We start from the raw sequence: 13,148 nt of genomic DNA, 5'->3' as shown, positions 1-13,148 counted from the left end.
CGCTGCTAAGCTTATGCTTGCAAGCTATCGTTTCAACGAATCCATCTCGTTGACGTCTGTCGTTCCTTTGTTGCGGTACAGCGCTATTAGGATAGCTATGCCTACCGCAGCTTCTGCTGCGGCTACTGTAATATTAAACAAAGAAAAAATTTGTCCCGTCAGGCTCGGATGAACACCGAACTTCGAGAAAGCGACTAGATTGATATTTACCGCATTCAGCATCAGCTCGATGGACAGCAGCACAATGATGGCATTCTTTTTGGACAGTGCGCCGTACAAGCCGATACAGAACAATATCGCTGCTAAAGTTAAGTAAGGGGTGGCCATTCCTGCCATGGTCTAGTCCTCCTCTCTCTTCGCTACTACAATAGCTCCGATAAACGCTACGGTCAAAAGAACCGACATAATCTCAAAAGGAAGAACATGCTGATTGAACAGCAACTTGCCTATTTCCAAGGTGTTATCTTCCGCCGCTTTAAACTCTCCTGCTGGAAGGGTGACATTTTGGATCGCATAGAACAGGACACCGAACAAAGCAAGGGCTCCGATAATCAACAGCGTATTGTGAACGGGCCGCTTCGGCTCCTCTTCTTCCCCTTGGTGCTTTGTCATCATAATCCCGAAAATCATGAGGATTGAGATCGCACCGGCATAAATGAGGATTTGGACAAAAGCAACGAATTCCGCATCTAGCACGACGTAAAGCCCTGCCAAGCTGATAAAGGTCAGTGCCAGAGCTACCACCATATGGACCACTTTATTGAAGTTGATCATAAAGATCGCACCACCGATGGCCATTAAGGCGAATACGAAAAACGCAATGTTCTCACCGCTGGATAAAAAAGACGCAATATTTCCGAACATATTACTTCGCCCCACCTTTCGGAAGCGCCGAGTTATTTTCCTTCCGTACATTCACGTTATTTTCATTTAACCACTGCAAGTTTTTAAACAAATCATCGCGGCTGTAGGTGCTAAGCTCAAAATTGTTGGTCATGACGATAGCTTCCGTCGGGCATACCTCTGTACACAAATCACACAATATGCAAATTTCAAAATTGATATCGTACGTATCGATGACCTTGCCCTTTTTCTCAGGATCTGGATTCGCCTTACCCGTTAATGTGATGCACTCTGTCGGACATACCCGCGCACACATATTACAGACAATGCATTTATCAGGGTCAAAATGCTGGATCCCTCTGAAACGGTCCGGCATTTCCAAAGGAACATCCGGATACGCGTAGGTCACTTTTTTCTGGGTCATGCTTTTGAGGGTAACACCGAGACCTTTGACTATGCCTTTCATGATTTCTCACCCTTTCCAAAGCATCTTTTATTTATTGAAGTAAACCGACATCAGAAGATGCTCATATAGATGGCCGTCACAAAAATGTTGATCAAAGCGAGCGGCAGCAATACTTTCCAGCCAAGACCCATCAGTTGATCCACACGAATCCTAGGGAGCGTGGCCCGGATCCAGAACAGGAAGAACACGATGAAGGAAAACTTCAGCAGGAACCAGATGATGCCCGGAATAAAGTCAAGGAACGGAAACGGAGCGTGCCATCCTCCCAGAAACAAGGTTGTCGTCAACCCTGCAATGGCAAAGACATATACGTATTCCGCAAGCATGAAGAACGCGAATCGAAAGCCACTGTATTCCACATGATAACCTGCAACAAGCTCCGATTCCGCCTCCGGCAAGTCAAATGGTGTACGATTTAATTCGGACACTCCGGCAATCACAAACACGACAAAGCCTATGATTTGCGGGAGAAAGTTCCAATGCCAGAACCCACCTGACTGATGCTCCGCTATGGTATTCAGGTTCAAGCTGCCTGTAGTCATGATCACTCCAATTACGGAGATGACGAGTGGAATTTCATAACTGATCATTTGTGCAGCTGAACGCATACCGCCAAGAAGGGCGTACTTGTTGTTTGAAGCCCATCCTCCCAGTACGATTCCGATCGTAGATATACCTGACAAGGCAACGTAGAACAACAAACCTACATTCAGATCCGTGCTGATCAGTTTGTCTGTATAGGGAATTACAGCAATGACGACAAACGCAGGGATAAACGTAATAATCGGAGCCAGAATAAAAAGCTCCCGTTCAGCTTTACGCGGTATTGTATCCTCCTTGATGAGCAGCTTGAACACGTCTGCCACACTCTGCAGCAATCCCAGGGGGCCTACCCGGTTCGGCCCGATCCGAAGCTGCATCCAACCGATAACCTTACGCTCAAAATAAATGGCATAGGTTACGAACCCGAGGACCAATAACAGTAATAAAACGCCCCATGCGAAAAAGATCGCAAAATTCATCCAGTTCAGCTGCTCTTGCAACAAACTTCCCATTAACAGTCCACCTCCCCGACGACAATATCAATGCCTCCGAGTATCGTGATGAGATTCGTCATGGTTTCTCCGACCAGTAACTTCGGTAAAATCTGCAAGTTCACAAAGGAAGGTCTGCGGAACTTCAGACGATACGGCTTATCTTTGCCCTTGGAAACGATATAACAGCCGATCTCGCCTCGCGGCGCTTCAATTCGGGCATAGACCTCCCCTTCAGGTGCACGAAGCACACGGGGCACTTTGCCCATAATTTCGCCTTCCGCTGGGAATTGCTCCACGGCTTGTTCAAGAATGCGTAACGACTGCCTTATCTCTTCAAAGCGGATTAAGTATCGATCGTAACAATCTCCTCTTTGCCCTACTGGAACATCAAATTCAAAACGATCATACAAGCTGTAAGGCTGATCCTTGCGGATATCCCAATTTACGCCGGTACATCGCAAATTCGCTCCGCTTAGCCCATAAGCGATGGCAGTTTCGGAATCGTATTTACCGACCCCTTTTATCCGGGCCAAGAAGATTTCGTTACCGCTGACCAAGTTTGTGTATTCATCGAGCTTATCACGCATATAGGGAATGAACTGGCGAACCTTCTCTATCCAACCTTCCGGAGCGTCCCACTTCACACCGCCAACCCGCATGTAGTTGTAAGTAAGCCTTGCTCCGCACAGCTCATTAAATAAATTAATGATGATTTCCCGATCGCGGAAAGCATACAAGAAGGGACTCATCGCCCCGATATCCAATAAGTAGGTTCCCCACCATACCAGATGACTCGCTACCCGTTGCAATTCCATCACTATTAGCCGCAGAAAATCAGCGCGTTCCGGTATTTCCAGCTGCATCAGCTTTTCGACGGCATGTACAAGAACATAATTATTCGTCATGGCCGACACATAGTCCATACGATCCGTATAGGGGATAATTTGCGTGTAGGTTAAGTTTTCCGCAAGCTTCTCAGTCCCTCTGTGTAAATAGCCCATAACCGGGTCGGCATGAGTAATGATTTCTCCGTCAAGCTTAACCACAATCCGAAAAACTCCGTGAGTACTCGGATGCTGAGGCCCTACATTTAACAACAGTTCTTCCGTTCTAATCAAGAGACTCTACACCTCCGGGTCAAGCGGTTCATAGTCTTTGCGCAGTGGATGGCCGACCCAATCGTCAGACATCATGATTCTTCTCATGTCCGGATGTCCCGGAAAATCAATGCCTAACAAGTCGAAAATTTCCCGCTCGTTCCAATTGGCAGTTGGCCAAACCGGCGTAACGGATGGGATCGATGGAGCTTCGCGGTTCGTCTTAATTTTGATGCAAATCTCCTGCTTGGTCTCCAAAGAGAGTATGTGGTAAGCAACCTCCATATGCGTCTCTTGATCAATACCCGAGACATTACGCAAATAATTCATTTTAAAATCGCTGTGATCCCTCAGTTGTTCAGCCGCTTCGGCCCATCTATCATTCTTAATCACAACATACGGGAGGTGAGCATCTCTCTCATTGATAAAAGCTTCTTCGACGAAATCGTCGCCCAGCTGCTCTTTGAGAAGCTTCACCCACAGGTCAAGCCTAGGCTGATTCGGGGAAGGCACCTTGGGTGCAGCTTCTTCCTCACTCTCAGGCTTCTTGGCACGCGCGCTAGCCCTTGCTGCTCTTGCTTCTGCAGCAGCCTTTGCTTTAGCTTCCTTATCTTCGTCCGTGGGTGCTGCTTTGTCAGCCGCGGCACCCTCCGCTGCAGGTTCACTCGCAGAAGCGGCTGCTCTTCTTTCAGGCCGCGCTGGCTTTACCGGAGCTGCTGTATCCTCGCTAGGCTGTTCCGCCTTGTTCTCGTTCGTTTTATTACTGGAAACTGGCTCGCTCACTGCACTTTCCTTTTGAGGTGCAGCGGTATCTGCTGATTTCACTTCTTCTACTGCTGTTTTATTATCTGATCCAGGTTGCGGCTCTACCGTCGATGCATCCGCATTATCGGATGATTTCACAACCTCATCAGGCTGTAAGCCATCCTTCTTTTGCTCGTCGCTCATCGATTGGTCACCTGCTTACCGGTTTTGGCTTCGTACCGTATTTTCTCCTGCAGCTTATTGATGCCATAGATTAAAGCAGCAGGGTTCGGAGGACAGCCCGGAATGTAAACATCGACAGGAACTACCTGATCGACGCCTTTGACGACCGCGTAGGACTTCACATAAGGTCCGCCTGCCGTTGCACAGGAGCCCATAGCGATAACCCATTTCGGTTCTGGCATCTGCTCATACAGACGGCGCAGCAGTGGAGCCATTTTCTTCGTTACCGTACCGGCAACGATCATAACATCAGACTGTCTTGGTGACGTACGGAAAATAACCCCGAATCGGTCTAGGTCATAGTGTGACGCGCCAGTTCCCATCATTTCGATCGCGCAACAAGCGAGACCGAAGGTTAGCGGCCACAGGGAATTGCTTCGAGCCCAAGCTTTCACTTGCTCTAACGTTGTCATAAACACATTCCGTTCAAGCTCTTGTCTTTCTTCAGGGGAAATTGACTCTAAATTGAAGTCCATTGCAGCACCTTCTTCTTCCAAGCGTAGATTAACCCTACCACGAGAAGCCCGACAAAAATGCACATCTCTACAAGCGCAAACAAGCCTAATTGCTTATATGCAACGGCCCATGGGTACAAAAACACAGTTTCTACATCAAAAATAACAAACATCAATGCAAACAAGTAATAGCGGATGTTGAAGCGCACGTGGCTCTCGCCTACGGGCTCATTACCGCTTTCATAAGTGGTATACTTCTCCTCCACTGGCTTGTTTGGGCGAAGCAATCGTCCCACTGTAAGCGCTACAATTGGAAGTAACACTCCAAGCATGAGAAAAATGGCAACGACCACGTAATTGTTCATGTACATCGTGAACGATCCGCCTCCCACTAACGTATTGGAAAGTATGTTCTACAGAAGTAGTGCAGGACAGATTTGGTAGAATGGGATCGTCATTTCTTCTTGTTTCTATGTAAGCGTAAACAAGATGAATTTCCTAGACCGCTATCTAAAAGCCAATCTGATCGAGCGCACCACTACTGTTAATTTATGCCTAAATAATTATAACAAATGCCTGTTGGGGTGTCTAATATTTCCTGAATTTCCTTATATGAAATAACCCCACAAAGTGAAGCCTTGGCTTTGAAGCTGATTCAGGTACTTTGCGGGGAGCCCCGAAACTTATAAATTCTATAATAGTAAAAAAAGCGAGAGAAACTAAGTTCCCTCGCCTTATCAATTCAACTTATTATTTTCTACCATAAACTTCAATCCGATTCAATGCTTTTTGCAAAGCTACTTCTGCGCGTTTGAAGTCATAATTGTCCTTGGACGCTAAACGCTTCTCTGCACGTTCTTTAGCAGCTTGAGCACGATCAAGATCGATTTGTTCCGGCAGCTCAGCGCTTTCCGCCAGAATAACCACTTTATCCTTGCGGACTTCCATAAAGCCGCCGTTTACCGCAATATACAATTGCTTGCCGTTCTGCTTCACGGTAACTGGCGCCACTTTCAATGGAGTAACCAAAGGAATGTGATTTGGCAGAATACCAAGCTCCCCAGCTACGCCCTTCACGATAATCATGTTTGCTTCCTCAGCGAACACTTTACGTTCAGGAGTTACAATTTCCAGTAGGAAAGTACTCACTTGGATTCCTCCTAAGAGTTTGCTTAAGCAAACCACTTCGTAAGCATACAACGAGCTTTCATTTCAAAAGTTCGCTTTTGCCGCGTGCCTGTTCTATATCTCGCTGGACAAACCGTTAAGAATGCCCAGCGATACATGTTAGATTACAAAGTTTTAGCTTTTTCGATAGCCTCTTCGATAGTACCAACGTTATGGAACGCCGGTTCTGGAAGATCGTCGTGCTTGCCATCCAGAATTTCTCTAAAGCTGCGAACTGTTTCTTTAACCGGTACATACAGACCTGGGATACCATTGAACGCCTCGGCCACGTGAAGCGGCTGGGACAAGAACAATTGGATACGTCTTGCACGTTTTACGACCAGTTTATCCTCGTCAGACAACTCGTCCATACCGAGGATCGCGATAATATCAAGCAACTCTTTATAACGTTGCAAGATTTTCTTAACGCCTTGAGCTACATTATAGTGCTCTTCACCAAGAATTTCTGGAGTCAGAATACGGGAAGAGGATGCTAATGGGTCAACCGCAGGGAAGATACCCATTGCTGCAATGTTACGCTCCAAGTTTGTTGTAGCATCCAAGTGAGCAAATGCTGTAGCTGGAGCCGGATCCGTATAGTCATCCGCAGGAACGTAGATCGCTTGGATCGAAGTAACGGAACCTTTTTTGGTGGATGTGATACGCTCTTGCAATTGACCCATTTCTGTAGCCAATGTAGGTTGGTAACCTACCGCAGATGGCATACGTCCAAGAAGGGCGGATACCTCGGAACCTGCTTGCGTAAAACGGAAAATGTTGTCGATCAGCAGAAGAACGTCACGGCCTTCTACGTCACGGAAATATTCAGCCATAGTCAAGCCAGTCAAAGCTACACGAAGACGTGCGCCCGGTGGTTCGTTCATTTGACCGAAAACCATCGCGGTTTTGTCAATAACGCCGGATTCTTTCATCTCGTGGTACAAGTCATTACCTTCACGTGTTCTCTCACCTACGCCGGCGAATACGGAGATACCGCCCAGCTCGGATGCGATATTGTGAATCAATTCTTGCAATGTAACGGTTTTACCTACACCGGCACCACCGAACAGACCGATTTTACCACCTTTAACGTATGGAGCAATCAAGTCGATAACTTTAATCCCTGTTTCCAGAATTTCTACTTGCGTCGACAAGTCGTCAAACGAAGGAGCACTTCTGTGGATTGGGTTAGTTACGGAACGGTCGACTTCATCAACACCGTCGATAGGATCTCCCAATACGTTAAATACACGGCCCAATGTTGCTGCGCCTACAGGAACGCTAATAGCTGCGCCTGTATCGACAGCTTCCATACCACGAACCAAACCGTCAGTGGAAGACATCGCAACGCAGCGAACCAAATTGTCGCCCAAATGAACAGCAGCTTCAACCGTTAATTTAATATCTTGCTCGCCTGCATTTTCTGCTTTTTTCTCAATTTTGATCGCATTTAAGATCTCAGGGAGGTGTCCACGGTCAAACTCGATGTCGACAACCGGCCCCGTAATGTTCACAACGCGCCCTTTGCTCACTGTTTTCCCTCCTAAAAGCTTCATCCTTGGACAAAGCCGCTTCATAGCGTTCACTTTAGCCATGCTAAAAGCAAGGCTTGTTATATGCATGAATCCTAGACTTAACTTTCAAGCCGATCGGTTTTATCCTTGTGCGGCACTTGCACCGGCTACGATCTCAGAAATTTCCTGAGTGATGGCAGCTTGACGTGCACGGTTGTAAGAAAGTGTCAACGTATTGATCATCTTCGTCGCATTTTTCGTTGCACTGTTCATAGCTGTCATTCTCGCGCCGAATTCGCTCGCTTTACCGTCCAATACGGCACTATAAATCAATGTCTCCGCATATTTAGGCAGCAACACTTCCAATACACCTTCCGGAGATGGCTCGTATTCGTAGTTAGCTACTACCGTTCCGCTCATATCTTCCATCGGCAAAAGCTGTTTTACCGTTGGAATTTGGGAGATTGCATTGACAAACCTGTTATACACCAAGAACAGCTGGTCGTATGATCCGTTCTCAAAGTTTTTCACAGCAGCAGCTGCTACTGACTTAATGTCCCCGAAAGTTGGTGAGTCGGATAGTCCAACCACCTCTTCAACAATCGGCATATTGCGTTTGCTGAAGAAATCTCTACCTTTACGTCCGATTACGAAAATCGAATATTCATTTGGAGACTTATGTCTTTCCTGGATTTCGGTCATAACTCTACGCAGCACGTTCGCATTGTAACCACCCGCCAGACCGCGATCTGAAGTGACAACGAGATAGCCCGTCTTCTTCACTTCGCGATTTTGCAGCATCGGATGTTTTACACCCTTGGTGCCTGCTGCAATACTGCCAACCACTTCTTTCAGCTTGTCAGCGTAAGGACGTGCAGCTTCAGCAGCCTCTTGCGCTCTTCTCAGCTTCGAGGCAGCTACCATCTCCATCGCTTTCGTGATTTGCTTCGTGTTTTGTTTGGACTTGATCTGGCGCTTAATTTCGCGCATTCCTTTTGCCATGCCTGCTCACCTCTCTCTCGAAGCTTCTCTTCTTACGGAAAAGCCTTCACTCGAAAAGCCTGTTAAAAGACTTAAAATGGAACACCGAGCTTCTCAGACGAGAAGCTCAGACCGTTCGTATATTATACGGAAGTTGCAAATCCTTTTGTAAACTGTTGGATTGCATCTTTCAATGCGTTCTCATTGTCCGCAGTCAAATCCTTTGTATCGCGGATGCTTTGCAAAATTTCAGGACGGTTGGAATCCAGGTATGCCAGGAATTCAGCTTCAAAGCGGCTTACATCCTGTACTGGAAGCTCGTCAAGATGTCCTCTTACAACCGTGTAGATGGAAGCAACTTGCTTCTCAACCGGCAACGGCTGGTGAACGCCTTGTTTCAAGATTTCCAATGTACGCAGACCACGGTTCAAACGAGTTTGAGTCGCTTTATCCAAATCGGAACCAAACGCTGCGAAAGCAGCCAATTCGCGGTATTGGGCAAGGTCCGTTTTCAACGTACCAGCAACCTTTTTCATCGCTTTAATTTGTGCGGAGCTACCTACCCGGGATACGGAGATACCAACGTTAACCGCTGGACGTTGACCGGAGTAGAACAGGTCGGACTCAAGGAAAATCTGTCCGTCTGTGATAGAGATAACGTTCGTCGGGATGTAGGCGGATACGTCACCCGCTTGAGTCTCGATAAACGGAAGGGCAGTAAGAGAACCTCCACCCAATGCATCGCTAAGCTTAGCTGCACGCTCTAGCAAACGGGAGTGCAAGTAGAAAACGTCACCCGGATAAGCTTCCCGACCCGGTGGACGGCGAAGCAGCAAGGACAACTCACGGTATGCTGCTGCTTGCTTAGTCAAGTCATCATATACGATAAGCACGTGCTCACCTTTGTACATGAAGTACTCACCCATTGCGCAACCCGCAAACGGTGCAAGCCATAGCAAAGGAGCAGGCTCGGAAGCACTTGCTGTTACAACAATGGTGTAATCCATAGCGCCGGCTTTACGCAGCGTTTCAACTACGTTAACAACGGTGGATTGTTTTTGACCGATAGCAACGTAAATACATTTTACATTGTTACCTTTTTGGTTGATGATGGTGTCCATCGCGATCGCGGTTTTACCCGTTTGACGGTCACCGATGATCAACTCACGTTGACCACGACCGATAGGAATCATTGCGTCGATTGCTTTGATACCCGTTTGCATAGGCTCATGTACCGATTTACGGGCCATTACACCTGGTGCAGGGGACTCAATAGGACGGAAAGTAGCTGTGTTAATTGGACCTTTGCCGTCCACTGGTTGACCCAATGGATTAACTACACGACCAATTAGCTCATCGCCTACAGGAACCTCCATGATACGGCCTGTACGTTTAACTTGGTCACCTTCACGAATGTCCTTGTAAGGTCCCAAAATAACGATACCAACGTTGCTTTCCTCAAGGTTAAATACATAACCCAAAACCCCATTAGGAAACTCAAGCAACTCACCCGCCATAGCGCTTTCCAAGCCGTGAGCACGAGCGATACCGTCACCAACCTGAATAACTGTACCTACGTCAACCACTTGCATATCGGATTTATAGTTTTCAATCTGTTGTTTAATCAATGTGCTGATTTCTTCAGGTTTGATACTCAACGAACTTCACCCCTATTCTTACAGTGCTTGTGCTTATTTTAACGAACTTGCAAGACGATTCAGACGTCCCGACAAGCTTCCATCATATAAACGGTCGCCGATCCGCACTTGAATACCGCCAAGCAACTTAGGCTCAACAACGGTTTGCACACGGATGGTTTTATTCGTAAGCTTGCCGAATTGTGCTGCAATTTCAGCCTGTTGAGCTTCAGAAATAGCAAACGGTGCATAAACCGTAGCATTAGCCTGACCCAAAGCTTCATTCGCAATTTTCACATAGTCGGAAACCAACTGGGCTAAAGTGCCCTCTCTACCCTTATCGATCAAAATCTGCAGCGTATTCCACACCGGTTCGGAAACATTGCCTTCAAAAATCTGCTTCAGCAGGTCCTTTTTGACGGAAGCCCCGATATTCGGATGGCCTAGGAACTTCTGCAGATCCGCATTGTCCCTAATCGCATCGACTACAGATTTCAGCTCTTCTTCCACTCCGGAGATAATGCCTTTCTCCTTAGCTACTTCGAATAGAGCTTTGGCATATCGCTTCGCTACAACGATGTCACTCATACGTTGCCTCCTACCTCTTTGAGGTAAGTCTCAACCAATTCGCTCTGAGATTTCTCGTCGATTTGTTTCTCGATAATTTTGGAGGCGATCAAAACGGACATCGCGCTCACTTGGCTGCGCAGAGCTGCAACCGCTTTGTTCTTCTCGTTCTCGATATCTTTAAGCGCTTCGTCTTTCAGACGATCTGCTTCTGCACGTGCTGCAATAACAATCTCATCCGCTTGTTTGGAACTCGTTTGTTTAGCTTGCTCAATAATATCATGTGCTTCTTTACGAGTTTGTTGAAGGGCTTGTTTTTGCTCCTCTAACAATTGCTCAGCTTGCTTGCGACTATTTTCAGCCGTTTGAATTTGATCCTTCACGAGCTGTCTGCGTTTTTCCATCATGCCGAATAAAGGGCCGAACGCAAATTTTTGCAGCAGGAGGTACAAAATCAAGAAGGCTACGATTTGAATAAAAAACGTGGTCCATTCGATATGCAAGTAACGTCACTCCCTTCTGATAACGTGGGCAAAACGAAGGCGTGGAGGCTATGTCGCCATCCCCGCCAAACGGTTTCTTAAGCTTGGCCCATCAAGATGAACGCAAGAACCAAAGCTACGACTGGCATTGCTTCTACTAGACCTACACCGATAAACATTGTTGTTTGAAGAGTACCGCGAAGCTCAGGTTGACGAGAAATACCTTCCAAAGCGCGACCTACGATCAAACCGTTACCAATACCTGCACCAAGTGCTCCCAAACCAAATACGATTGCTGCTGCTACTAATGCTAAAGCTCCCATTGAGAAAATCCTCCCTTAGATTGAAAAGTTTTTTTATAAAATGACTCGAGTATATATCCCGAGGTGAGTCTTGCTCTTAGTGGCCCTCTTCTTCGTGGACCAAAGTTTGCGAAATGTAAACCATCGTCAGCATTGTAAATACGAAAGCTTGAATCGCACCTACGAACACACTGAAGCCCTGCCAAACAAATAGAGGCGCAATACCAAACCAGCCTGCCCCCAAGATGACAGAAATCATTATTTCACCCGCATAAATATTACCGTAGAGACGGAAAGCGAGTGTCAGCGGCTTAGATACCACTTCAATCAAATGCAGTGGAAGCATAGCGCCTTTGTACTCAAAGTAATGCGCAAAATAATGTTTGGTATTACGAGTAATACCTAAGTAGTGGCTAAGTACGATGACAATGACTGTCAATGCAGCCGTTACTGCAATATCCGCCGTTGGTGATTTCCACCAGGAGACGTGATCCTCTGTAACGATCGAGAACGGAAGTCCCAGCATGTTACCTACAAAAATATACATGATGAGCGTTAAACCAAGTGCAATAAACGGTTTACCGTGCTTCGTTCCGATGGTGCTGCCGATAATGCCTTCCACAAACTCTACGACCCATTCCATAAAGTTCTGAATTTTTGAAGGATTCGTAACGGATCCTTTGCTAGCGCCAGAAATGGCGAGAATTAATACGATAATACTAGTCACTACGATCATAAGAAGCGCTGATAAATCGAAGTGAAGACCAAACAGTTCTATACCTGGCACGTGATGTTCCATGTTTTCCATTTTCACCCCTTTCCACGAATGGATTTACTTCTTGGATCTTTTAATAGAAAGAATACCCAATACGAGTGTTGCCAATTGAGCGAAAAAGTATCCGACAATGGTTGTAAGTATTGCGACATGCTCTGGAAAGCGAATAGCTATAAGCCCCGCCAAACCGGCAATAGCCGCTCTTGTCAGAAATCCTATGTTAGCTTTGTTAGGTACTTTTTGCTCAGGTGGAGCTTCGATCACTTTCTCGGATAGCTTGCGGATTTTCCAGGCAAGATACCTAGCGTTGATCATGCTGGCGATAGAGCCTAGCATCAATCCTGCCGAATACGGCCGGAATTCGACGAAAATCGCCCAAACGACCAAACAAAAGGAAAGAAAGAAAAGAAACACGTTTTGAACCGTTTTCAGATGGGCCGAGAAATCATCCATTATAGCCCTCCGTACTGCTTGATCATAAAGTAAATGCTCATAATTGCAGACACAAGCCCCAGCAAAAAGCCTCCTAGCAGCCATAATTGCCCGCCTAACGTATGACTTAACCAATCACCGAACCAATAGCCGGCCATTAAGCATACAACTAGATCGATTCCAATGGCGCTCGTCAATGCAGCGGCTCGCCACGGATTATCGTTGCGGTTTGGCTGTTTCATAAGCACCCTCCTGAGAATCCTCACTTATTGTAACGAAGCGATGCGAGGTTTGTCAATTACCGATCTTTGTTAACAAACAGTGATCGAAATCACACAAACCCAGTCGCAGCAAGGTTTTTTTCACTTCCAAACCAAACAGTGCAACTGTACGCTGTAACGTTTGT

Annotated in this window: 18 protein-coding genes; all 18 read right to left on the bottom strand. The window is 46.6% G+C overall.

Going from position 1 to position 13,148, the window contains the following annotated elements:
- Positions 1-24 precede the first annotated feature (24 nt).
- Positions 25-336 carry an NADH-quinone oxidoreductase subunit NuoK gene (gene nuoK, locus QMA13_RS00275; protein WP_282938764.1) on the bottom strand — a complete coding sequence of 104 codons (312 nt, stop codon included), beginning with the start codon at positions 334-336 and terminating at the stop codon, positions 25-27.
- A gap of 3 nt (positions 337-339) precedes the next feature.
- Positions 340-864, bottom strand: coding sequence for an NADH-quinone oxidoreductase subunit J (locus QMA13_RS00270; RefSeq protein WP_282938763.1), 525 nt, complete (start codon positions 862-864; stop codon positions 340-342).
- Between the two features lies 1 nt (position 865).
- Entirely contained in the window at positions 866-1,309 is a 444-nt protein-coding gene (gene nuoI, locus QMA13_RS00265) for an NADH-quinone oxidoreductase subunit NuoI (RefSeq protein WP_028550966.1), read from the bottom strand.
- Between the two features lie 50 nt (positions 1,310-1,359).
- The gene (gene nuoH, locus QMA13_RS00260) at positions 1,360-2,364 is read right to left on the bottom strand and encodes an NADH-quinone oxidoreductase subunit NuoH (protein ID WP_282938762.1); all 1,005 of its coding nucleotides are present in this window, start codon (positions 2,362-2,364) and stop codon (positions 1,360-1,362) included.
- Complete coding sequence (locus QMA13_RS00255) at positions 2,364-3,464, bottom strand: NADH-quinone oxidoreductase subunit D (protein ID WP_282938761.1); 1,101 nt, start codon at positions 3,462-3,464, stop codon at positions 2,364-2,366. The genes nuoH and QMA13_RS00255 overlap by 1 nt, the downstream gene beginning before the upstream one ends.
- Positions 3,465-3,470: 6 nt before the next feature.
- Positions 3,471-4,391: an NADH-quinone oxidoreductase subunit C gene (locus tag QMA13_RS00250; RefSeq protein WP_282938760.1), complete on the bottom strand. Its 921-nt coding sequence runs from the start codon at positions 4,389-4,391 to the stop codon at positions 3,471-3,473.
- Positions 4,388-4,906, bottom strand: a complete 519-nt coding sequence (locus tag QMA13_RS00245) for a NuoB/complex I 20 kDa subunit family protein (RefSeq protein ID WP_028550962.1) — start codon at positions 4,904-4,906, stop codon at positions 4,388-4,390. The genes QMA13_RS00250 and QMA13_RS00245 overlap by 4 nt, the downstream gene beginning before the upstream one ends.
- Positions 4,891-5,256, bottom strand: coding sequence for an NADH-quinone oxidoreductase subunit A (locus QMA13_RS00240; protein ID WP_028550961.1), 366 nt, complete (start codon positions 5,254-5,256; stop codon positions 4,891-4,893). Before QMA13_RS00240 ends, QMA13_RS00245 begins: the two co-directional genes overlap by 16 nt.
- A 379-nt stretch (positions 5,257-5,635) precedes the next feature.
- Complete coding sequence (locus QMA13_RS00235) at positions 5,636-6,034, bottom strand: F0F1 ATP synthase subunit epsilon (protein ID WP_282938757.1); 399 nt, start codon at positions 6,032-6,034, stop codon at positions 5,636-5,638.
- 143 nt (positions 6,035-6,177) lie between these two features.
- Positions 6,178-7,584, bottom strand: a complete 1,407-nt coding sequence (gene atpD / locus QMA13_RS00230) for a F0F1 ATP synthase subunit beta (protein ID WP_282938756.1) — start codon at positions 7,582-7,584, stop codon at positions 6,178-6,180.
- Between the two features lie 123 nt (positions 7,585-7,707).
- Positions 7,708-8,568, bottom strand: a complete 861-nt coding sequence (gene atpG, locus QMA13_RS00225) for an ATP synthase F1 subunit gamma (RefSeq protein WP_028550958.1) — start codon at positions 8,566-8,568, stop codon at positions 7,708-7,710.
- Between the two features lie 122 nt (positions 8,569-8,690).
- Entirely contained in the window at positions 8,691-10,205 is a 1,515-nt protein-coding gene (gene atpA, locus QMA13_RS00220; RefSeq protein WP_282938754.1) for a F0F1 ATP synthase subunit alpha, read from the bottom strand.
- A gap of 33 nt (positions 10,206-10,238) precedes the next feature.
- A complete protein-coding gene (locus QMA13_RS00215) occupies positions 10,239-10,772 on the bottom strand; it encodes a F0F1 ATP synthase subunit delta (protein WP_282938753.1) in 534 nt (177 codons plus the stop codon).
- A complete protein-coding gene (gene atpF / locus QMA13_RS00210) occupies positions 10,769-11,254 on the bottom strand; it encodes a F0F1 ATP synthase subunit B (RefSeq protein ID WP_282938752.1) in 486 nt (161 codons plus the stop codon). The genes QMA13_RS00215 and atpF overlap by 4 nt, the downstream gene beginning before the upstream one ends.
- Positions 11,255-11,331: 77 nt before the next feature.
- On the bottom strand, positions 11,332-11,556 hold the full coding sequence (gene atpE / locus QMA13_RS00205) for a F0F1 ATP synthase subunit C (RefSeq protein WP_028550954.1): 225 nt from the start codon (positions 11,554-11,556) through the stop codon (positions 11,332-11,334).
- A gap of 76 nt (positions 11,557-11,632) precedes the next feature.
- The gene (atpB, locus tag QMA13_RS00200; RefSeq protein ID WP_282943183.1) at positions 11,633-12,334 is read right to left on the bottom strand and encodes a F0F1 ATP synthase subunit A; all 702 of its coding nucleotides are present in this window, start codon (positions 12,332-12,334) and stop codon (positions 11,633-11,635) included.
- A 33-nt stretch (positions 12,335-12,367) separates the two neighbouring features.
- Positions 12,368-12,763 (bottom strand): ATP synthase subunit I, encoded by a 396-nt coding sequence (locus tag QMA13_RS00195; RefSeq protein ID WP_282938749.1) that lies wholly within the window; start codon positions 12,761-12,763, stop codon positions 12,368-12,370.
- A complete protein-coding gene (locus tag QMA13_RS00190) occupies positions 12,763-12,984 on the bottom strand; it encodes an AtpZ/AtpI family protein (RefSeq protein WP_282938747.1) in 222 nt (73 codons plus the stop codon). The genes QMA13_RS00195 and QMA13_RS00190 overlap by 1 nt, the downstream gene beginning before the upstream one ends.
- Between the last annotated feature and the right edge of the window lie 164 nt (positions 12,985-13,148).

Origin of the sequence: Paenibacillus sp. RC67, assembly GCF_030020805.1 — a bacterium.
In the GTDB taxonomy this organism is placed as follows: domain Bacteria; phylum Bacillota; class Bacilli; order Paenibacillales; family NBRC-103111; genus Paenibacillus_S.
The sequence above is the reverse complement of the archived record's forward strand: the minus strand, read 5'-3'. Positions and strand labels throughout refer to the sequence as shown.